This window comes from Pseudomonas sp. ASL9 (assembly GCF_056680335.1).
The window spans coordinates 3,866,660-3,887,880 of the sequence record NZ_CM155277.1 but is presented as its reverse complement, the minus strand read 5'-3'; the positions used below and the strand labels follow the sequence as shown (position 1 = coordinate 3,887,880).

At 57.4% G+C, this 21,221-nt stretch carries 25 protein-coding genes; 12 read left to right on the top strand and 13 right to left on the bottom strand.

Features of this window, described 5'->3' with window-relative positions:
• Positions 1-35: 35 nt before the first annotated feature.
• A complete protein-coding gene (locus AC1ME2_RS18020; protein WP_480435663.1) occupies positions 36-794 on the bottom strand; it encodes a Nif3-like dinuclear metal center hexameric protein in 759 nt (252 codons plus the stop codon).
• Positions 795-908: 114 nt separating this feature from the next.
• Here AC1ME2_RS18020 and algW point away from each other — a divergent pair, with 114 nt between their 5' ends.
• A complete protein-coding gene (algW, locus tag AC1ME2_RS18015; RefSeq protein ID WP_480435662.1) occupies positions 909-2,066 on the top strand; it encodes a Do family serine endopeptidase AlgW in 1,158 nt (385 codons plus the stop codon).
• A gap of 90 nt (positions 2,067-2,156) precedes the next feature.
• Here the strand turns inward: algW and hisC are convergent, their stop codons facing one another.
• The 10 genes from hisC to AC1ME2_RS17965 all read right to left on the bottom strand — a co-directional run bounded on the left by hisC (position 2,157) and on the right by AC1ME2_RS17965 (position 10,101).
• Positions 2,157-3,209: a histidinol-phosphate transaminase gene (gene hisC / locus AC1ME2_RS18010; RefSeq protein ID WP_480435660.1), complete on the bottom strand. Its 1,053-nt coding sequence runs from the start codon at positions 3,207-3,209 to the stop codon at positions 2,157-2,159.
• Complete coding sequence (gene hisD, locus AC1ME2_RS18005; protein ID WP_480435659.1) at positions 3,206-4,540, bottom strand: histidinol dehydrogenase; 1,335 nt, start codon at positions 4,538-4,540, stop codon at positions 3,206-3,208. The genes hisC and hisD overlap by 4 nt, the downstream gene beginning before the upstream one ends.
• A 141-nt stretch (positions 4,541-4,681) precedes the next feature.
• Complete coding sequence (gene hisG / locus AC1ME2_RS18000) at positions 4,682-5,317, bottom strand: ATP phosphoribosyltransferase (RefSeq protein WP_480435657.1); 636 nt, start codon at positions 5,315-5,317, stop codon at positions 4,682-4,684.
• A 107-nt stretch (positions 5,318-5,424) separates the two neighbouring features.
• The gene (gene murA / locus AC1ME2_RS17995; protein ID WP_480435655.1) at positions 5,425-6,690 is read right to left on the bottom strand and encodes a UDP-N-acetylglucosamine 1-carboxyvinyltransferase; all 1,266 of its coding nucleotides are present in this window, start codon (positions 6,688-6,690) and stop codon (positions 5,425-5,427) included.
• Between the two features lie 22 nt (positions 6,691-6,712).
• A complete protein-coding gene (locus tag AC1ME2_RS17990; RefSeq protein ID WP_480435654.1) occupies positions 6,713-6,952 on the bottom strand; it encodes a BolA family protein in 240 nt (79 codons plus the stop codon).
• Between the two features lie 109 nt (positions 6,953-7,061).
• Positions 7,062-7,370, bottom strand: a complete 309-nt coding sequence (locus tag AC1ME2_RS17985; protein ID WP_480435653.1) for an STAS domain-containing protein — start codon at positions 7,368-7,370, stop codon at positions 7,062-7,064.
• Entirely contained in the window at positions 7,363-8,016 is a 654-nt protein-coding gene (locus AC1ME2_RS17980) for an MlaC/ttg2D family ABC transporter substrate-binding protein (protein ID WP_480435652.1), read from the bottom strand. The genes AC1ME2_RS17985 and AC1ME2_RS17980 overlap by 8 nt, the downstream gene beginning before the upstream one ends.
• A gap of 11 nt (positions 8,017-8,027) precedes the next feature.
• Positions 8,028-8,495: an outer membrane lipid asymmetry maintenance protein MlaD gene (gene mlaD, locus AC1ME2_RS17975; protein ID WP_480435650.1), complete on the bottom strand. Its 468-nt coding sequence runs from the start codon at positions 8,493-8,495 to the stop codon at positions 8,028-8,030.
• Positions 8,495-9,292, bottom strand: a complete 798-nt coding sequence (gene mlaE / locus AC1ME2_RS17970) for a lipid asymmetry maintenance ABC transporter permease subunit MlaE (RefSeq protein WP_480442198.1) — start codon at positions 9,290-9,292, stop codon at positions 8,495-8,497. Before mlaE ends, mlaD begins: the two co-directional genes overlap by 1 nt.
• Positions 9,292-10,101: an ATP-binding cassette domain-containing protein gene (locus AC1ME2_RS17965; RefSeq protein ID WP_480435648.1), complete on the bottom strand. Its 810-nt coding sequence runs from the start codon at positions 10,099-10,101 to the stop codon at positions 9,292-9,294. The genes mlaE and AC1ME2_RS17965 overlap by 1 nt, the downstream gene beginning before the upstream one ends.
• A gap of 316 nt (positions 10,102-10,417) precedes the next feature.
• Here AC1ME2_RS17965 and AC1ME2_RS17960 point away from each other — a divergent pair, with 316 nt between their 5' ends.
• The 10 genes from AC1ME2_RS17960 (at position 10,418) to AC1ME2_RS17915 (ending at position 17,453) form a co-directional block, all read left to right on the top strand.
• Positions 10,418-11,392: a KpsF/GutQ family sugar-phosphate isomerase gene (locus AC1ME2_RS17960; RefSeq protein WP_480435647.1), complete on the top strand. Its 975-nt coding sequence runs from the start codon at positions 10,418-10,420 to the stop codon at positions 11,390-11,392.
• An 11-nt stretch (positions 11,393-11,403) separates the two neighbouring features.
• On the top strand, positions 11,404-11,928 hold the full coding sequence (locus AC1ME2_RS17955; RefSeq protein WP_480442197.1) for a KdsC family phosphatase: 525 nt from the start codon (positions 11,404-11,406) through the stop codon (positions 11,926-11,928).
• A 9-nt stretch (positions 11,929-11,937) separates the two neighbouring features.
• The gene (lptC, locus tag AC1ME2_RS17950) at positions 11,938-12,510 is read left to right on the top strand and encodes an LPS export ABC transporter periplasmic protein LptC (RefSeq protein ID WP_480435645.1); all 573 of its coding nucleotides are present in this window, start codon (positions 11,938-11,940) and stop codon (positions 12,508-12,510) included.
• A complete protein-coding gene (gene lptA, locus AC1ME2_RS17945) occupies positions 12,497-13,039 on the top strand; it encodes a lipopolysaccharide transport periplasmic protein LptA (protein WP_480435644.1) in 543 nt (180 codons plus the stop codon). Before lptC ends, lptA begins: the two co-directional genes overlap by 14 nt.
• Complete coding sequence (lptB, locus tag AC1ME2_RS17940) at positions 13,039-13,764, top strand: LPS export ABC transporter ATP-binding protein (RefSeq protein ID WP_480435642.1); 726 nt, start codon at positions 13,039-13,041, stop codon at positions 13,762-13,764. Before lptA ends, lptB begins: the two co-directional genes overlap by 1 nt.
• 186 nt (positions 13,765-13,950) lie before the next feature.
• Complete coding sequence (locus AC1ME2_RS17935) at positions 13,951-15,441, top strand: RNA polymerase factor sigma-54 (protein ID WP_480435641.1); 1,491 nt, start codon at positions 13,951-13,953, stop codon at positions 15,439-15,441.
• Positions 15,442-15,521: 80 nt separating this feature from the next.
• A complete protein-coding gene (gene hpf / locus AC1ME2_RS17930) occupies positions 15,522-15,830 on the top strand; it encodes a ribosome hibernation-promoting factor, HPF/YfiA family (RefSeq protein WP_480435640.1) in 309 nt (102 codons plus the stop codon).
• 12 nt (positions 15,831-15,842) lie between these two features.
• Positions 15,843-16,304: a PTS IIA-like nitrogen regulatory protein PtsN gene (ptsN, locus tag AC1ME2_RS17925; RefSeq protein ID WP_480435638.1), complete on the top strand. Its 462-nt coding sequence runs from the start codon at positions 15,843-15,845 to the stop codon at positions 16,302-16,304.
• Between the two features lie 2 nt (positions 16,305-16,306).
• Positions 16,307-17,164: an RNase adapter RapZ gene (gene rapZ, locus AC1ME2_RS17920; protein ID WP_480442195.1), complete on the top strand. Its 858-nt coding sequence runs from the start codon at positions 16,307-16,309 to the stop codon at positions 17,162-17,164.
• A 16-nt stretch (positions 17,165-17,180) separates the two neighbouring features.
• Positions 17,181-17,453, top strand: a complete 273-nt coding sequence (locus tag AC1ME2_RS17915) for an HPr family phosphocarrier protein (protein WP_480435636.1) — start codon at positions 17,181-17,183, stop codon at positions 17,451-17,453.
• 301 nt (positions 17,454-17,754) lie between these two features.
• Here AC1ME2_RS17915 and pmbA read toward each other — a convergent pair whose 3' ends face one another.
• Positions 17,755-19,101 carry a metalloprotease PmbA gene (gene pmbA / locus AC1ME2_RS17910; RefSeq protein ID WP_480435635.1) on the bottom strand — a complete coding sequence of 449 codons (1,347 nt, stop codon included), beginning with the start codon at positions 19,099-19,101 and terminating at the stop codon, positions 17,755-17,757.
• A 107-nt stretch (positions 19,102-19,208) separates the two neighbouring features.
• Between pmbA and yjgA the strand changes: the two genes are divergently transcribed.
• Entirely contained in the window at positions 19,209-19,730 is a 522-nt protein-coding gene (gene yjgA / locus AC1ME2_RS17905) for a ribosome biogenesis factor YjgA (protein WP_480435634.1), read from the top strand.
• Positions 19,731-19,780: 50 nt separating this feature from the next.
• Here the strand turns inward: yjgA and tldD are convergent, their stop codons facing one another.
• Positions 19,781-21,220: a metalloprotease TldD gene (gene tldD, locus AC1ME2_RS17900; RefSeq protein WP_480435633.1), complete on the bottom strand. Its 1,440-nt coding sequence runs from the start codon at positions 21,218-21,220 to the stop codon at positions 19,781-19,783.
• Position 21,221: the final 1 nt, after the last annotated feature.

The following is a 21,221-nucleotide window of genomic DNA, read 5'->3' as shown; positions in this document are numbered from 1 at the left end:
AAACGATATATGAATAGATCGCCTCGTTTGGGTCTTCAAATCGGATTAGGACAATCTATGAACAGATGCTCCAGTGCAAAGCGTCGCGCCAGATAATCACCCAGCGCTTGAACACCATAGCGCTCGGTCGCGTGGTGACCCGCGGCGATAAAACTGATGTCGTTTTCCCGTGCGCTATGGAACGTTTGCTCCGATGCCTCGCCACTGAGGTACAGATCGACACCGGCCAGCACCCCTTGATCGATATAACCCTGACCACCCCCGGTGCACCACCCGACGCGACGAATCATCTTGCTGCCTTCGATCAACAGCGGCTCCCGACCCAGCGCCTCCTGCACTCGCCGGGCAAAGTCGCGTGGCGTCATGGGCTCGGCCAGCGAACCGACCAGCCCGACGACACGTAGATTATCCGGGTCCAGCGGGCCTTCGACGGTGATGTCCAACTGGCGAGCCAGTTGCACGTTATTACCGACCTCAGGGTGCAGATCCAGCGGCAAGTGGTAAGCCAACAGGCTGATGTCATGTTTGAGCAAGGTCTTCAGACGACGCTGCTTTATGCCAGTAATGCAAGGGTTCTCACCCTTCCAGAAATAGCCGTGATGAACAAGAATCAGATCCGCCTGAGCCTCGACCGCAGCATCAAGCAAGGCCTGGCTGGCGGTGACGCCACTGACGATGCGCATCACTTGCGGGCGGCCTTCTATCTGCAAACCGTTGGGGCAGTAATCCTGGATCCGCGAACTGCTCAGATAACGGTCCGCTTCCTCGACCAGGGTGCTCAGGGCAACAGCCATAAAAGACTCCTAAATATGCAGTTCAGCGCTGCTCGGTACTCGTATAATGCCCGCCATTATGGCGCAGCCCAGGCAAAAAGCTGCTGCGTTTGGCAATCATCAGGACTTTGTTCAATGCTCAAGGCACTGCGTTTCTTCGGCTGGCCCTTGCTGGCTGGTGTGCTCATCGCTCTGCTGGTTATTCAGCGCTACCCGCAATGGGTGGGGTTGCCCAGCCAAGACGTCAATCTACAACAAGCGCCGCAGTCGTCCACGGTACAGCCGGGCCCGGTGTCCTATGCCGATGCAGTCATCATCGCCGCGCCCGCCGTGGCCAACCTGTACACCACCAAAGTCGTCAACAAGTCCAACCATCCGTTGTTCGAAGACCCTCAGTTCCGGCGCTTCTTTGGCGACAACCTGCCCAAACAAAAGCGGATGGAGTCGAGCCTCGGTTCAGCGGTGATCATGAGCCCCGAAGGCTACCTGCTAACCAACAACCACGTGACCGCCGGTGCTGATCAAATCGTTGTGGCGCTCAAGGATGGCCGTGAAACATTGGCCCGGGTAATCGGTAGCGATCCAGAAACCGATCTGGCGGTCCTGAAAATCGACCTGAAAAATCTGCCCGCGATCACCATCGCCCTTTCAGACAATATCCGCATCGGCGACGTAGCGCTGGCCATCGGCAACCCGTTTGGCGTCGGCCAGACCGTGACCATGGGCATTATCAGCGCCACCGGGCGTAACCAGTTGGGCCTCAATACGTACGAAGACTTCATTCAGACCGATGCCGCGATCAACCCTGGCAACTCCGGCGGTGCGCTGGTGGATGCCGCCGGCAATCTGACCGGGATCAACACGGCGATTTTCTCCAAGTCCGGCGGCTCGCAAGGCATCGGCTTTGCGATCCCGACCAAACTGGCGCTTGAGGTGATGAAGGCAATCATTGAGCACGGTCAAGTGATTCGCGGCTGGCTGGGGATTGAAGTTCAGCCGCTGACCCAGGAACTGGCTGAGTCGTTCGGCCTGAAAGACCGTCCTGGCATCGTGGTGGCCGGTATTTTCCGCGATGGGCCCGCGCAAAAAGCCGGCCTGCAACTGGGCGACGTGATTCTAAGCATCGACGGCGAACCGGCTGGCGATGGTCGCCGCTCAATGAACCAGGTAGCGCGCACCAAGCCGAGCGACAAGATTGCGATCGATGTCATGCGCAACGGCAAAGAACTCAAACTCACCGCAGAAGTCGGTTTGCGTCCGCCGCCGCTCTCAACACCCGTCGAAGAACAATGATCTGATAGGTCAGCTATAGCTATGCTGTGGGAGTAAATTCATTCGCGAATGAATTCGCTCCCACAGCGGCTGCACGGTTTCTTTCTAAAATCAGAGACCGCCTAACCCATCCAGCAATGCCTGATTCTGCTCTGGCGTACCGATGCTGATCCGCAGGAACTGCGCGATACGCTCCTGCTTGAAGTGCCTGACGATGACGCCCTGCTCCCTCAACCTCGCTGCCAGATCCGCTGCATCATGCTGCGGGTGGCGAGCGAAGATGAAGTTAGCCGCCGAGGGCAACACATCGAAGCCTTTGCTCTTCAACTGCTCGACCAACGCGTCACGGCTGTCGATGACTGCCTTGCAGGTGGTCTCGAAATACTCACGGTCTTCAAACGCCGCTGTCGCGCCGACAATCGCCAGACGATCCAGTGGATAAGAGTTAAAGCTGTTCTTGACCCGCTCCAATGCCTCGATCAGGTCAGGATGCCCCACCGCCAAGCCCACCCGCAGCCCCGCCAGCGAACGCGACTTGGACAAGGTTTGGGTAACCAGCAGGTTCGGGTAACGATCCACCAGACTGATAGCGGTTTCGCCGCCAAAGTCGATGTATGCCTCGTCGACCACCACCACCGATTCGGTATTGGCCTTGAGCAATTGCTCTATGACGTCCAGCGCCAACAGGCAACCGGTCGGTGCATTCGGATTAGGAAAGATGATGCCGCTGTTAGGCCGTGCGTAATCTTCGATACGGATCTGGAACTGCTCGTCCAGCGGCACTACGGTGAAGTCGATGCCGTACAAACCGCAATACACCGGATAGAAGCTGTAGCTGATGTCCGGGAACAGCAGCGGTAGATCGTGCTTGAAAAACGCATTGAATGCGTGAGCAAGCACCTCATCAGACCCATTGCCGAGAAACACTTGTTTGCCCTGCACGCCGTAATACTTGGCCACCGCCTGCTTAAGCAGGTCGCTGTTCGGGTCCGGGTACAGGCGCAGGTCGTCGCACAGCTCGGCGCGCATCGCCGCCAATGCTTTTGGCGAAGGGCCGTAAGGGTTTTCATTGGTGTTGAGCTTGACCAACTTGGTCAGCTTCGGCTGCTCGCCCGGCACATAAGGCACCAGATCGCCGACGAAAGGACTCCAGAATTTGCTCATGCTTTTTTTCCCTGTTCTTTATTGTCGGCAATCCGGTATTCGGCGCTGCGGGCGTGGGCGGTCAGTGACTCACCGCGCGCCAGTACCGAGGCAGTCTTGCCCAACTCGGAGGCACCTTGCTCTGAGCAATAAATAATCGACGAACGTTTCTGGAAGTCGTAGACACCCAATGGCGACGAGAACCGCGCAGTGCCTGAGGTTGGCAATACGTGGTTCGGACCGGCGCAATAATCGCCCAGTGCTTCGCTGGTGTGACGCCCCATGAAGATCGCACCCGCGTGGCGAATCTGCGGCAACCAGGCTTCGGGGTCGGCCACCGACAACTCAAGGTGTTCAGGCGCAATGCGGTTGGCCACGTCAATGGCTTGCTGCATGTCGGCCACTTTGATAAGGGCCCCACGGCTGGTGATCGAGGTATTGATGATCTCGGCGCGCTCCATGGTCGGCATTAACCTCGCGATGCTCGCCGCCACTTTGTCGAGGAACTCGGCGTCCGGGCTGATCAGGATCGCCTGGGCGTCTTCGTCGTGCTCGGCTTGGGAGAACAGGTCCATGGCAATCCAGTCTGGATCGGTCAGGCCATCGCATACCACCAGAATCTCCGAAGGGCCGGCGATCATGTCGATACCCACCTGGCCGAAGACATGACGCTTGGCGGTGGCGACATAGATGTTGCCGGGGCCGACGACTTTATCGACCTTAGGTACGCTTTCGGTGCCATAGGCCAGCGCGGCCACTGCCTGAGCGCCGCCGATGGTAAACACCCGATCGACGCCCGCGATGCACGCTGCCGCGAGTACCAGCTCATTCAGTTCGCCACGAGGCGTTGGCACAACCATGACCACTTCAGCTACGCCAGCCACTTTGGCCGGAATCGCATTCATCAACACGGAAGACGGATAAGACGCCTTGCCACCGGGCACGTACAGACCCGCACGGTCCAGGGGCGTGACCTTCTGGCCCAGCACCGTGCCGTCGGCTTCGGTGTAGGTCCAGGAGTCCTGTTTTTGCCTTTCGTGGTAGATACGCACCCGGTGGGCGGCCTTTTCCAGCGCTTCGCGTTGCGCCGCAGTGATGCGGGTCAGGGCCAGTTCCAGGCGCTCGCGGGGCAGAATCAGCTCCGCCATGGAGGCGACTTCAAGGCCGTCGAAACGCTGAGTGAACTCCACCAGCGCCGCATCACCGCGCTCACGCACCGCCTTGATAATGTCGAGAACGCGTTCATTGACCGAGTCGTCAGACACACTTTCCCAGCTCAGCAGATGATCCAGATGCCGTGCAAAGTCTGAGTCAGCGGCATCAAGTCGGCGTATTGCAGTGGAAGTGGTCATAGCGAGGCCTCAATAATTGGCGATTTGCTCAGGTGCCGGGTGGGCGTGATCGCCCTAAGCTACCAAGCCATCCGCGCGGGCACCTGAGAAATTTGGCTATGACACGGATAGATGGGCGCGACTTAACGTCGCGCAGGTGGGTCAGTTGCGGTGTCGCGACTCAACGGCTTTACGCAGCGCATCGATCAGCGCCTGAATGCGTGCGTGCTGCATTTTCATCGAAGCCTTGTTCACAACCAGACGGGAACTGATAGTTGCAATCAGCTCCTGGGCTTCCAGGCCATTGGCACGCAGCGTGTTGCCGGTGTCGACCACGTCGATGATTTTGTCGGCCAAACCGATCAGGGGTGCGAGCTCCATCGAGCCATAAAGCTTGATGATGTCGACCTGACGGCCTTGCTCAGCGTAGTAACGCTTGGCAACGTTGACGAACTTGGTTGCCACGCGCAGACGGCCCTTTGGCTCGATCGCGCCAATGGCTCCGGCAGTCATCAGGCGGCACTGGGCAATTTGCAGGTCCAGTGGCTCGTACAGGCCCTGGCCGCCGTATTCCATCAGCACATCTTTACCGGCAACGCCCAAATCGGCGGCACCATGTTCGACATACGTTGGCACATCGGTGGCGCGCACGATCAGCAGGCGTACATCTGCCTGAGTCGTGGGGATAATCAGCTTGCGGCTCTTGTCCGGATTCTCGGTCGGCACGATGCCTGCTTCAGCGAGAAGCGGCAGGGTGTCATCAAGGATGCGGCCCTTGGACAATGCGATGGTTAACATGGGAAACGTAAGTCCTTAGCAATCGGGCACATCCGTGTGCCTCACGTGTCCTGTACTGAACCCATTCAGGTCCAGGACATTGGTGCAGAACGGTCATTACACAGGCACTAGCCCGGAACGCGACGGATCTTGGCGCCGAGCATCTGCAGTTTTTCTTCGATGCATTCATAACCACGGTCGATGTGGTAAATGCGATCGATCAACGTGTCGCCATGGGCAACCAGTGCGGCGATCACCAAGCTGGCCGAAGCACGCAGGTCAGTCGCCATCACTGGCGCGCCTTTGAGCAGATCAACACCGGTCACGACAGCGGTATTACCTTCAACCAGGATCTGTGCGCCCATGCGTTGCATCTCATAGACGTGCATGAAACGGTTTTCGAACACGGTTTCAATCACGGCACCGGTGCCTTCAGCGATAGCGTTCAGCGCAACGAACTGCGCTTGCATATCGGTCGGGAACGCCGGGTACGGGGCGGTGCGCAGGTTCACGGCTTTAGGCCGCTTGCCGTGCATGTTCAGTTCGATCCAGTCAGCGCCAGTAGTGACTTCAGCGCCAGCTTCCTGAAGCTTGAGCAAAACAGCTTCCAGGATAGTCGGATCGGTATCCTTGAGCTTGACGCGACCACCTGTAGCCGCTGCGGCCACCAGGTAAGTGCCGGTCTCGATACGGTCAGGCATCACCTTATAGGTGGCACCGTGCAAACGTTTAACGCCATCGATGGTGATGGTGTCAGTGCCGGCGCCGGTAATTTGCGCGCCCATGGCGATCAGGCAATTGGCCAGATCGACCACTTCCGGCTCACGGGCAGCGTTTTGCAACACGCTACGGCCGTTGGCCAGACTCGCCGCCATCATGATGTTTTCGGTGCCGGTCACACTCACGGTATCGAAGAAGAAGTTCGCGCCACGCAGGCCGCCTTCTGGCGCCTTGGCTTTGATGTAGCCGCCTTCGACGTCAATGGTCGCGCCCATGGCTTCAAGACCACGAATGTGCAGATCGACAGGACGTGAGCCGATGGCGCAACCGCCAGGCAATGCAACTTCCGCTTCACCGAAACGAGCAACCATCGGACCCAGCACCAGGATCGATGCACGCATGGTTTTCACCAATTCGTACGGGGCAATCAGGGTCTTGATGGTGCGTGCGTCAATTTCAACGCTGAGCTTTTCGTCGATCACAGGCTCAATGCCCATGCGCCCGAACAGCTCGATCATGGTGGTGATGTCATGCAGGTGAGGCAGGTTGCACACCGTCACAGGCCCATCGGCCAGCAACGTTGCAGCAAGAATCGGCAGGGCAGAGTTCTTCGCCCCGGAAATGCGGATTTCGCCATCAAGACGAATGCCGCCAGTAATAATCAGTTTATCCATTAGAATCTCGACGCCAATTGGTTCAGGTGCGCTCGGCCCATGCAGCGCGGCTGAAGAATTTCATAGTGATCGCATGGATGCTGCCGTCGGCGATCCAAGGGTTCAAATGGGCATAAATCTGCTGCTGACGCTTGACCGGGCTAAGGGTAGCCAACTCATCACTGATCACATTCAGCTGAAAATTGCAGCCTTCACCCTCAACTTCCACCTGGATTTCTGGCAGCTTTCCTTCAAGGAAGCTTTTAACTTCTACAGCCTGCATGCTTAACCTCGATCGGCGCCCTACGCGCGCGGGTCGGCCATCATACAAAAAAGCCCCCCCGCTGCGAACCCCGGATTTCCAGACTCGGACGGAAAGCTCTGTTTTATAACTATTGAGGCTGCTCCAGCAACTCAATCACACCGGACACTTGGGCGATTTGGCGCATATCCTCCGGCAGCGACTGGACACTGACACTTTTTTTGGCCGCCTTGGCGTCGCGCATGAACGCTAGCAGTAACGCCAAGCCAACGCTGCTGGATTTTTCCACAGCGGAGCAGTCCAAAATCAAGGCCGGCGCATCGCAGGCCTTGATCAGGGCCTGACCTTGCTTGCGCAAGGCCGGCCCGGTGCGGAAGTCGAGCACGCCACTCAGGTACAACTCACCTGCAGCGCCAAGACGAACACCTGACTCACTCATTGGCAGGCTTCTCGGCTGCTTGGTCGACAGCACCCTTGACCTTGGCAACTTCGCCCGCCCAACCATTGATGGTCTTATCAAGGTCATTGCCATTTTGCTGCATGGCGTCAGCGAACTGGTCACGGAACAGCTTGCCAATGTTGATCCCGTTGATGATGACGTTGCGTACTTTCCAGTCGCCGTTGATCTTCTCGAGCGTGTAGGTCACAGGGTACAGGGCGCCGTTGTTGCCTTTGACCTGCATATCGACGCTGGTACGGGTGTCGTCTTCAGCCTTGGCGGCGGCGACTGTAATCCCCTGATTGTTGTACTCCAGCAGCGCGTTGCCATAGAACTGCATCAGGCTACGCTTGAAGTTGTCCTGGAAGCGCAGCATCTGCTCGGGCGTCGCTTTGCGTGAGTACTTCACCGTCATGATGCTTTTCGAGATGCCCTCGGCATCCACTACCGGGCCAACGATGCGGTTCAACGCGTCGTAAAAAGCGCTCGGGTTGGTTTTGTATTGCTCTTTATTGGCCGCAAGATCACTCAGCAGCTCTTTGGTCGTGCGATCCACCAGATCATGGGCGGACGGGCCCGCCGCGTTGACCACCAACGGAAGCGCAGCCAGTAATATCAACAGACCACGGCGCAAGATAGAGATCATGGATAAGCTCCTCATTTGGCGTCTTTACTTACAGTATTGAGCAGGAATTTGCCGATCAAATCCTCCAGCACCAGCGAGGACTGGGTATCGTGAATCGTACCGCCATCCTTGAGCACGGCTTGTTCCCCGCCCACGCTGATGCCGATGTATTTTTCGCCCAGCAAACCGGCGGTAAGGATGGAAGCAGTGGAGTCCGATGGCAGATTGTCCACCCGTTTCTGAATTTCCATTGTCACCCGACCGGTAAAGTTATCGTGATCCAGATCGATTGCCGTGACCTTGCCGATGGCCACACCCGCCATGGTCACCTTGGCTCTGACAGTCAAACCGGCAATATTGTCGAAGTAGGCATAAAGTTTATAGCTGTCGTTGGCCGCGCTTACGCTCAAACCACTGACCCGCAAGGCCAGCAACAGCAAAGCCAAGATCCCGGCCAGCAGGAACAGGCCGACACCGGTTTCCAGGGTGCGGTTTTGCATCAAAAATCTCCAAACATCAAGGCAGTCAGAATAAAGTCCAGGCCTAATACGGCCAACGAGGCATACACCACTGTTTTAGTGGTGGCACGACTGATCCCTTCCGAAGTGGGCTCACAATCGTAACCCTGGAAAACAGCGATCCAGGTAACCACAAAAGCAAAGATTACGCTTTTAATAACACCATTGAGCACATCGTCGTTAAAGGACACGCTGTTTTGCATGTTTGCCCAGAACGATCCTTCGTAAACGCCCAGCCAGTCGATCGCGACCCAAGAACCGCCCCAAATCCCCACCACACTGAAGATCACCGTCAGCACCGGCAGCGAAATGAATCCGGCCCACAAACGCGGCGCGATAATGTACTTGAGCGGGTCGACGCCAATCATTTCCAGGCTGGACAATTGCTCAGTGGATTTCATGTTGCCGATTTCAGCGGTCAACGCAGATCCTGCGCGCCCGGCGAACAACAGAGCAGCAACCACAGGCCCTAATTCACGCAACAGGGTCAACGCAACCATCTGCCCGACTGCCTGCTCCGAACCATACTTAGTCAGGATGTTGAAGCCTTGAAGCGCCAACACCATGCCGATGAAGCCCCCCGAGACCACAATAATCAGCAGGGACATGACGCCAATTGAGTGCAATTGCCGAACCAACAACTGAAAACTGCCGCCAATACCGCCGCGACCGAACAAGGCATGAACCAGAAACAGACCTGAGCGCCCGAACAGTGCAACGGTGTCTATCGCACCGCGCCCGAACAGACGAATACGTTCCAGTAGTGACTTTCTGCGCATCATCGCTTCCCCAATAGTTCGTCGCGATAATCCGGTGCGGGATAGTGAAATGGCACGGGGCCATCAGGCTCGCCGGTCATGAATTGGTGAATGCGAGGGTTGTCCGATTTCATTAGCTCCTCGGGGGTCCCCTGCCCCAATACCTCACCATCACCCACTACATACAGGTAATCAGCGATACTCGCTGTTTCAGCCAAGTCATGGGAAACCACAATACTGGTGATCCCCAGCGCATCGTTGAGCAACCGAATCAAGCGCACCAGTACCCCCATGGCAATCGGGTCCTGACCAACGAAAGGCTCGTCATACATAAGAATTTGTGGATCGAGGGCAATTGCCCGAGCCAGTGCCACACGGCGCTTCATGCCGCCAGACAACTCATCGGGCATCAAATCGACGGCACCACGCAGCCCGACCGCCTGCAACTTGAGCAGAACGATGTCGCGTATCATTTCATCCGGTAACTGGGTGTGCACACGAAGCGGAAAGGCCACGTTCTCGAATACATCCAGATCCGTGAACAAAGCGCCGCTCTGAAACAGCACGCCCATTTGCTTGCGCGCATCGAACAGGTCACTGCGCGACAATGTCGGTAGGTTCTGACCGTTGACCCATACTTCGCCTTTGCTGGGACGCAGTTGCGCACCCATCAAACGCAGCAATGTAGTCTTGCCGCTGCCGGAAGGCCCCATGATGCCGGTGACCTTGCCCCGCGGAATACGAATATCAACATTATTGAAGATGCTGCGCGTACCGCGCTTGAAGGTGACACCCTTCAGCTCGACCGCGTAAGCGTTATCGGCGCTCATCTAGACTCCTTGCGATATAACCCCACACTCAGACGCCACGTCTATGCTGCAAGACACGCACTGTAACTGCCCGGGGGGGCCAAACTGGCGGCGAACTATACCACTGCCAGCACGCGCGTCCCACGGGATAAACCTCTTTCGTTAAGGCGTGAGACAGATAGTTCGAGCAATTGGGAAACGTCCTACAAGGCCCACAATCTGTCCGCGGGTGCCAGACCGACTTTAGGCACAAGACACAGTCGGACGATCAAGCGTGAGGGAATTGGTCATTACCGCTATAATCGCCGCCTTTTCATCAGGCTGACCCATTTCTGACATGAGCCCATCCAGCGACCTGATTCAAACAGCACAACGCACCATTCGCCTCGAAATAGAAGCCGTAGAAGGCTTGCTTGCCCATATCGACGCGGATTTTGTACGCGCTTGCGAGATGATTCTGGCCAGCACAGGCCGGATTGTAGTGGTCGGCATGGGCAAGTCCGGGCACATCGGCAACAAGATTGCCGCAACGTTGGCAAGCACTGGCACCACCGCCTTCTTTGTCCACCCGGCTGAAGCGAGCCATGGTGATATGGGCATGATCACCCGCGACGACATCATTCTGGCCATCTCCAACTCGGGCTCGACTGCCGAAATCGTCACCTTGCTGCCATTGATCAAGCGCTTGGGCATCAAGATGATCAGCCTGACTGGCAACCCTGACTCCCCGCTGGCCAAGGCCGCAGAGATCAATCTCAATGTCCATGTCAAGCAAGAGGCTTGTCCGCTGAACCTGGCCCCGACATCCTCGACCACCGCAGCCCTGGTGATGGGTGACGCGCTGGCCGTCGCCTTGCTCGAAGCGCGTGGATTTACAGCAGAAGACTTTGCCTTCTCCCATCCGGGCGGCGCCCTCGGCCGACGCTTGCTGCTTAAAGTCGAACACGTCATGCACACCGGTGAAGAGTTGCCCAAGGTTCAGCGCGGCACGCTACTGCGCGACTCGCTAATGGAAATGACCCACAAAGGCTTGGGCATGACCGCCGTTCTGGAGGCCGATGGCCGCTTGGCCGGGATCTTTACCGACGGCGATTTACGTCGGACCCTGGACCGCGACATTGATATCCGCCAGGCGACCATCGACGAAGTAATGACACTCCACGGCAAGACCGCCCGCCCTGAAATGCTCGCGGCCGAGGCATTGAAGATCATGGAGGATCACAAAATTGGTGCGTTGATCGTGGTCGACGAAAACGACCACCCTATCGGCGCCTTTAACCTGCAAGATCTGCTGCGTGCGGGAGTTATGTAATGAACAATGCGATGCCGAAGGATCTGCTGCAACGCGGCAAGAACATCAAACTGGCCATCTTCGACGTCGATGGCGTGCTGACTGACGGGCGCCTGTACTTTCTCGAAGACGGCAGCGAGTTCAAAACATTTAATACGCTCGACGGGCAAGGCATCAAGATGCTGATCGCATCAGGCGTGCACACCGCCATCATCAGCGGGCGCAGAACCCCCGTGGTAGAGCGCCGCGCGCACAACCTGGGCATTCAGCACCTGTATCAGGGCCGCGAAGACAAATTGGTCGTTCTCGACGAATTACTCGCTCAACTCCACTTAAGCTATGAACAAGTCGCCTATCTGGGTGACGATCTGCCAGACTTGCCCGTCATCCGGCGCGTCGGACTTGGCATGGCGGTCGCTAATGCGGCCAGTTTTGTCCGGCAACATGCCCACGGCATTACTCAGGCTCGCGGTGGCGAAGGAGCAGCTCGCGAATTTTGCGAGTTGATCATGAGCGCTCAAGGCAGCCTTGAAGCGGCCCACGCCGCCTACTTATAGAAGTCATTTATGCTGAGCAAAAAAATTCGCCGTTTTTTGATTCTGGGTGTGCTTGCGCTGCTGGTGGCGGCGGCAGGCTACTGGAATATCAAACCTGAAACCTTCCTGGAACAACGGGTAGCCCCTGTTGACGCAGGCACCATCGATTTTTACGCGATGAACGCCCACAGCCTTCAGTTCCTGCCGGACGGCAAACTTCAGTACGACATGACCGCCGATAAGGTCGAGCACCTTCAGACCTCTGATATCACGTTGCTGACCAATCCGGACCTGCAACTGTATCGTGGCGCCCTATTCCCCTGGCACGTCCAGAGCAAGAAGGGGGAAGTCTCGCCCGGCGGCACTCAGGTTGAGCTGATCGACTCGGTGCGCGTGGCGCGTACTGACGAAAAGAACCGGACGACCATTATTACCAGCAGCCGAATGACTGTATTCCCACAGAAGCAATATGCGCAGACCGAGCAAGCCGTTAGAATCGACGGTTTCGGCGGCGTATCCACTGGTACGGGTATGAAAGCGTATTTGAACGACGGCAGGATGCACCTGCTGTCCAACGTAAGAGGACAGTATGAGGCTCGTTAAAACCCTCCCTTTTTTGCTCGGTTTGGGCGCCGCACTGGGAAGCTTGAGCGCCTGGGCTTTGCCGACGGATCGCGATCAGCCTATTCATGTCCAGTCTGACGATGCGCAGCTCGATGACAAGCAGGGTGTTGCCGTCTACAAAGGCACCGTTATCATCACCCAAGGCTCGATGAAAATCACCGGCAACACCGTGACCATCACACGCACGCCCGCAGGCGAGATCGACGTGGTCACCGCTGTTGGCAATCTTGCTTACTACGAACAGAAACCCGACATCAACAAGCCTATTGTTCAAGCGTACGGCGTGACCATTCAGTACTTCGCCGCGCTGAATCGAATCATCCTGATCGACAAGGCCAAGGTCATCAACGACGGCAACACGTCCGAAGGCGAGAAAATCGTCTATGACACGGTGAAACAAGTCGTCAATGCCGGTCGAGCCAACGGCACCAAGGTGACTGCGCCACGCCCAAGGATCGACATGGTCATCCAGCCGAAAAACAAACCCGAACCCCAGAAGGCCCCTTAATGGCTACGCTGAAAGCCCAGCATCTGGCTAAAAGCTATAAGGGCCGTCAGGTCGTGCGCGATGTCAGCCTGTCCATCGAGAGCGGACAGATCGTGGGCCTGCTTGGCCCTAACGGTGCCGGCAAGACCACCTGTTTCTACATGATTGTGGGCCTGGTCCAGGCCGATCAAGGCCGTGTATTGATCGACGACCTGGACGTCAGCCACCAGCCGATGCACGGTCGCGCACGCGCCGGAATTGGCTATCTGCCGCAGGAAGCTTCGATTTTCCGCAAACTGTCGGTTGCCGACAACATCATGGCGATCCTCGAGACCCGCAAGGAGCTCGACCGCACGGCACGCCGCAAGGAGCTGGAAAGCCTGCTGCAAGAGTTCCACATCAGCCACATCCGAGACAACCTGGGCATGAGCCTGTCCGGTGGTGAACGCCGCCGCGTGGAAATCGCTCGCGCGTTGGCGACCTCGCCCAAATTCATCCTGCTTGATGAGCCGTTCGCCGGTGTCGACCCGATTTCGGTTGGCGATATCAAGCAGATCATCTATCACCTGAAAGCCAAGGGCATCGGCGTACTGATCACCGATCACAACGTTCGTGACACCCTGGATATTTGTGAAACCGCTTATATCGTCAACGATGGGCAACTGATCGCTGAAGGTGATTCAGCAACCATTCTGGCCAACCAACTGGTTAAAGAGGTTTACCTCGGCCATGAATTCCGCCTGTAAGTTCTGCGCTGTTTCGCTCTCCATAGGCGGCGGACACTAGGGTTTAGCGCTGACAAAAACATTAATTGTCAGCACACCCTAGGCAAACACTTAGGTTTCAGGCATATAATTTGCTTAAGTTGGCGCTTCGGCGCCCTGTAGTGGATGGCGCATGTGCGCCGGCGAATAAGGTGTTAAGCCCCTGCCATGAAACCATCGCTAGTCCTGAGAATGGGCCAGCAGCTGACGATGACACCGCAGCTGCAACAGGCCATCCGCCTCCTCCAACTGTCGACCCTGGACCTGCAACAGGAAATCCAGGAAGCGTTGGAGTCCAACCCTATGCTGGAACGCCAGGAGGAAGGTGACGACTTCGACAACGCTGATCCGTTGGCCGACAACATAGAGAAACCTAATCCTGACGTTCAGGAACCCACCTACCAGGAAGCTGCCCCGACGGTGGACAACCTGGAAGAGGGCGACTGGAACGACCGTATTCCCAACGAACTGCCAGTCGACACCGCCTGGGATGACGTGTACCAGACCAGCGCCAGCAGTCTGCCCAGCAACGATGATGACGAGTGGGACTTCACCACCCGCACATCGGCCGGCGAAAGCCTGCAAAGCCATCTGCTGTGGCAATTGAATCTGGCACCCATGTCCGATACCGATCGGTTGATCGCCGTCACGCTGATCGACTGCATCAACAATCAGGGTTATCTGGACGAGTCGCTTGAGGAAATCCTCGATGCCTTCGATCCGGAAATGGATGTCGAGCTGGATGAAATCGAAGCGGTTCTGCACCGGATCCAGCAATTCGAACCCGCAGGCATCGGCGCCCGCAACCTGAGCGAATGCCTGTCGCTGCAATTGCGTCAGCTGCCTGCGAAAACTCGCTGGCTGGCCGAAGCACAGCGCCTGGTCTGTGACTTCATCGACCTGCTCGGCAGCCGTGACTACGGCCAACTGATGCGGCGCATGAAACTCAAGGAAGATGAGCTGCGCCAGGTCATTGAACTGGTGCAGAGCCTGAACCCGCGTCCAGGCTCGCAGATCGAATCCAGCGAGGCAGAATACGTTGTGCCCGACGTGATCGTGCGTAAAGACAATGAACGCTGGCTGGTAGAGCTCAATCAAGAGTCCGTGCCCCGTCTACGGGTCAACCCTCAGTACGCAGGGTTCGTCCGCAGGGCCGATACCAGCGCTGACAACACGTTCATGCGCAATCAGTTGCAGGAGGCACGCTGGTTCATCAAAAGCCTGCAGAGCCGCAATGAAACGCTTATGAAAGTGGCCACGCAGATCGTCGAGCACCAACGCGGCTTCCTCGAGTACGGCGACGAGGCAATGAAACCACTGGTTCTGCATGACATCGCCGAAGCGGTCGGCATGCACGAGTCGACGATTTCACGGGTGACCACGCAAAAATTCATGCATACCCCGCGCGGTATCTACGAACTGAAATATTTCTTTTCCAGTCACGTAAGCACCTCTGAGGGCGGCGAGTGTTCCTCCACAGCCATTCGCGCGATCATCAAAAAACTGGTTGCTGCGGAAAATCAGAAAAAGCCGTTGAGTGACAGCAAGATCGCTGGTTTACTGGAGGCACAAGGCATTCAGGTAGCCCGTCGTACCGTCGCTAAATACCGCGAATCACTTGGGATAGCACCTTCAAGCGAACGTAAGCGATTGATGTGATAACGGGCGCATGCCATAGCGTTCCAGTGGCAGGTATTCAAGCCTGCCTCTTTATGCACTGGCAACGAAGGAGAAGTTGTATGCAAGTCAACATCAGTGGACATCAGCTGGAAGTGACCAAGCCCCTGCGCGAATACATCGAGCTCAAACTCAAGAAACTCGAAGGGCACTTTGACAAAATTACCAATGTGCAGGTAACGATGGCGGTCGAGAAACTGAAACAGAAGATCGAAGCCACGCTGCACATCCACGGTGGAGAGGTGGTCGCCAACGCAGAACATGACGACATGTATGCGGCAATCGATCTACTCACTGACAAGCTAGACCGACAATTGCTCAAATATAAGGAAAAGCAGCAGAACATCTTAAAAGGTGCGACAGCTCGCTAACACTCCCAACCCATGATTCGACTCGAAAATATCCTGACTGCCGGCCGTTCACTCGTGAACGTGCCGAGCAGCAGTAAAAAAAATGTCTTTGAACACATCGCCAAATTGATCGCCAGTGAAACTGAGCTGAATCAGGATTTGGTGCTCACGAGCCTGCTCGCCCGTGAAAAACTCGGCTCGACCGGTTTTGGTAATGGTATCGCCATTCCGCACTGTAGGCTGACGGGTTGTCCGACGCCCATCAGTGCCCTTTTACACCTCGATACCTGCGTCGATTTTGAAGCCATCGACGGTATACCTGTGGACCTGCTTTTTGTGCTGCTGGTCCCAGAGGCTGCCACCGACGAACACCTGGAGCTGCTGCGCCAGATCGCCAGCATGCTTGACCGCGCGGATGTGCGCGACCGTCTACGCAGTGCCAAAAGCGGCGAAGCGCTTTATCAGGTGGTGCTGGACGTGCAGAACGGCCATTAATGATGCGCATGATAATCGTCAGCGGCCGATCCGGCTCCGGCAAGAGCACCGCTCTTGATGTGCTGGAAGACAACGGCTTCTATTGCATCGATAACCTGCCTGCGGGCCTGCTCCCGGAGCTGGCTGAACGCGCGCTGATTCATACAGAACTGGCTCAGCCGCTGGTCGCCGTATCCATCGACGCGCGCAATCTGCCGAGCCATCTGTCACGCTTCCCGGAGTTGCTCGAAGAGGTCCGCAGCCGCCATATCCAGTGCGATGTGCTGTACCTGGACGCCGATGAGGAAACCCTGCTCAAACGCTTCTCGGAAACCCGTCGCCGCCATCCTCTGAGCAGCGCCGACCGCTCGCTTGCCGAAGCGATACGCGATGAAAGCACCCTGCTCGGCCCGATCATTGATCTGGCCGACTTGAAAATCAACACCACGCACCTGAACCTCTACCAGCTCCGCGACATGCTCAAACTGCGCCTGTTGAACAAGCCAGAGCCCGGCACTGCGTTTCTGGTTGAATCGTTTGGCTTCAAGCGCGGCATGCCGGTGGACGCTGACCTGGTATTCGATGTGCGCTGCTTGCCCAACCCTTATTGGAAGCCGGAACTGCGTGAGCTCTCAGGGCTAGACCAGCCCGTGGCCGATTATTTGGCGGCGCAGCCGGATGTTGAAGAGATGTTCCAGGACATCTACGCCTACTTGAACAAATGGTTGCCACGCTTTGCTGCCAGCAACCGCGCCTACGTCACTATTGCCATTGGCTGCACTGGCGGGCACCACCGTTCTGTCTATCTGACCGAGCGCCTGGGCCACGTCCTGCAACAATCACTCAAGAACGTTCAGGTCCGCCACCGCGACCTCAGCTGAAAGGATCTTCATCGCGATGCCCGCTCGTCAAATCACTATCATCAACAAGCTGGGCTTGCACGCGCGTGCGGCCGCCAAATTCGTCGGTGTCGCAGGAAAATTCCCCTGCCAGATCAGAGTCGGTCGTGCCCCCGACAGTATGGTCGACGGCAAAAGCATCATGGCCGTAATGATGTTGGCTGCAGGAAAAGGCACCGACATTCACCTGCACACCGAAGGTGAAGACGACCAGGCGGCGCTCGACGGTTTGATCGAGCTGATCAACAACCGGTTTGATGAGGGCGAGTGACCGGATTGAGCGCCTGGCTCAACGTCGGTCGTTCATCCGTTTTTCCTCCGCCCAACAAATCGTCTTCGACTGATTTCGCTCCCACTGGGAAATATGTCGATCACAAATCCCTTGTAGGAGCTGCCGAAGGCTGCGATCACCCCCGGGGACGCGTCAGACGAACGGTCGCGGCATCGGAATTCATGAAGGCCGTTCCGGCCTTATCGCAGCCTCCGGCAGCTCCTACAGGTGTTTTGTGTGTTGCTGGGATGCTTGCTTGTAGGCGCGCGGGCCTACAAGCGTTTCGGCGCGTCCAGATGGATCAGCTACCCGCGACCGTCATACGTTCGATCAAAACCGAACCCGTGCGGATATTGCTGCGCAGTTCGAGGTCGCTGCCGATGGCGACGATCTGTTTGAACATGTCGCGCAGGTTGCCTGCGATGGTGACTTCTTGAACCGGAAACTGGATTTCGCCGTTCTCGACCCAAAAGCCCGCCGCGCCGCGAGAGTAGTCGCCGGTCACCATATTCAAACCGCTGCCCATCAACTCAGTGACCAGCAAACCGCGACCCATACGGCGCAATAACGCAGCCTGATCTTCCACGCCATGGGTAACGAAGAGGTTATGCACGCCGCCAGAGTTGGCTGTGCTTGGCAGCCCCAGCTTGCGACCCGAGTAAGTGCCAAGGACATACGACACCAAATCACCGTTCTCCACGAACGGCTTGGCGTAGGTTGCCAAACCATCACCGTCGAACGCCGAACTGCCCATGGCACCCATCAGATGTGGCCGCTCGTCTAGGGTCAGCCATTCAGGGAACAGACGCTGGCCCATCGCCCCTTCCAGAAACGACGATTTGCGATACAGGTTGCCGCCGGAAATGGCAGACAGAAAATGGCCGAACAAACCACCCGCCAATTCTGCAGCGAACAACACTGGCACTTCACACGTCGGTACCGGGCGTGCGCCCAAGCGGCCGGCCGCTCGTTGTGCCGCGCGACGACCAATGCTTTGCGGATCCGCCAGCAACTCGCCCTGGCGACTCACGTCGTACCAGTAGTCGCGCTGCATCTGCCCTTCGCCCTCGGCAATCATCACGCAGCTCAAGCTGTGGCGTGTCGAGGCATAGCCGCCGATAAAACCGTGGCTGTTGCCATAAACGCGGCAACCCTGGTGGGTGCTGAGCGTGGTGCCATCGGCATTCTTGATCCGGCTGTCCGCATCGAACGCCGCCGCTTCACAGGTCAAGGCGCGCTCGATGGCTTGTTCCGGGGTGATATCCCACGCGTGGAACAGGTCAAAGTCCGGCCGCTCTTTAGCCATCAGCGCGGCATCGGCGAGGCCGGAGCATTCGTCTTCGGAGGTGTGTTTGGCAATCGCCAACGCGGCGGCGACGGTTTCGCGAATAGCGTCAGCGCCGCTGGCGGAGGTGCTGGCCGAGCCTTTGCGCTGACCGACATACAAGGTGATACCAAAGCCCTGATCGCGGTTGAACTCGACGGTTTCCACTTCACGCTGGCGAACCGAGGTCGACAGGCCCTGCTCCAGAGACACCGCCACTTCACAGGCGCTGGCGCCCTGACGCTTGGCTTCGGCGATAATTTGCTCCACCTGCTCTTGCAGTGCTGGCAAGGCTTGCGGGCCGACGCTTTGAGATGTACTCATGACTTTCTCCATCAAATTCTGCTTTCGGCACAGGCCGAATACCGACCGGGCCGGACAAGCGGCCCCCGACTGGTTATCATGGCGGCGTTTCTTATCGGACTGCCCCCATGGTTGATTCTTACGACGACTCCCTCGATGAGGGTAAAAGCAAAACCCAGGTCAAACGCGAGCTCCATGCTCTGGTTGACCTTGGCGAGCGCCTGACAACACTCAAGCCTGACCTGCTGGCGAAGCTGCCCTTGACCGACGCCTTGCGCCGGGCCTTGGCTGAAGCGCCCAAGCACACCGCAAACATTGCGCGTAAACGGCATATCCTGTTCATCGGCAAACTGATGCGCGATCAAGACCTGGACGCCATTCTGGTGTTGCTTGATCAACTTGATGCCTCCACTCGCCAATACAACGAACGTTTTCACGGTCTGGAACGCTGGCGTGATCGCTTGATCACAGGCACCGACGATGTACTCGAGAAGTTTGTCGGTGACTATCCGGAAGCGGATCGCCAGCAACTGCGTTCGTTTATACGCCAGGCCCAGCATGAGCTTGCGCAAAGCAAGCCACCTGCTGCCAGCCGTAAACTGTTCAAGTACATCCGCGACCTGGACGATATCAAGCGCGGTCTGCGCTAGTGTTCATGCACCGAATGAATCGCACCCTGCGATTCATTCGGTGCTGTCATTCAGGAACCCGTGCCACCCACGGTAATCGCATCGATCTTCAACGTCGGCTGGCCGACGCCTACTGGCACTGACTGACCGTCTTTGCCGCAGGTGCCCACGCCGCTGTCCAGCGTCAGATCGTTACCGACCATCGACACTCGACTCATGGCTTCAGGCCCGTTGCCGATCAAGGTCGCACCTTTGACCGGCGTGGTGATTTTGCCGTCTTCGATCAAATAAGCTTCGCTGGTCGAAAACACGAATTTGCCGCTGGTGATGTCCACCTGACCGCCGCCAAGGTTGGCGCAGTAAATGCCCCTCTTCACCGAGGCGATGATTTCCTCAGGGTCGCTTTGTCCGGCAAGCATGTACGTGTTGGTCATGCGCGGCATCGGCAGGTGCGCGTAGGACTCACGACGACCATTACCGGTACGCGCCACACCCATCAACCGAGCGTTGAGCTTGTCCTGCATGTAACCCTTGAGTACGCCGTTTTCGATCAAGGTGGTGCATTCGGTTGGCGTGCCCTCATCGTCCACGGTCAACGAGCCTCGACGGCCAGGCAACGTGCCGTCATCGACAATCGTGCACAGCTTGGACGCCACCATTTCACCCATGCGCCCGCTATAAGCCGAGCTGCCTTTGCGGTTGAAATCGCCTTCCAGACCATGACCAACCGCTTCGTGCAACAGCACCCCGGACCAGCCAGAACCGAGCACCACCGGCAACGTCCCGGCAGGTGCAGGGATCGCTTCGAGATTCACCAGCGCCTGACGTAGCGCTTCACGGGCATAGCCCATGGCACGGTCATCCGCCAGGAAGTACCGGTAATCGGTACGCCCGCCACCACCATGACCGCCCCGTTCGCGTCGACCATTCTGCTCGACGATGACGCTGACGTTAAAGCGCACCAGTGGACGCACATCCGCCGCAAGACTGCCATCGGTGGAGGCAATCAGAATCCGCTCCCAGACCCCAGCCATACTGACCGTGACCTGCTGAATACGTGAATCCAACGCACGCGTGGCAACGTCGACACGCTTGAGCAGTTCGACCTTTTCCGCACGCGTCATCACTTCCAGCGGGTTGTCTGGCGCATACAACTGGGCCACATCCTGAGTGGTGAATGCCTGCACCCGGCCTTCCTGCCCGGCACGGGAGATCGAACGTGCAGCGCGTGCTGCAAGGCTCAATGCTTCAGGAGTAATCGCATTGCTGTAGGCAAAGCCGGTTTTCTCACCCGATTGCGCACGGACACCGACGCCTTGATCGAGGTTGAAACTGCCTTCCTTGACGATGCCGTCTTCCAGCGACCATGACTCGGAAATCTGCCCCTGAAAATACAGGTCAGCCGCGTCGATCCCGGGGCCGGCCAGCTCGCCCAGCACCGACTGCAAGCTGTCGAGGCTCAGGCCGCCGGGCGCTAAAAGGTGTTCGCTGACAGAGGACAAGTCGCTCATA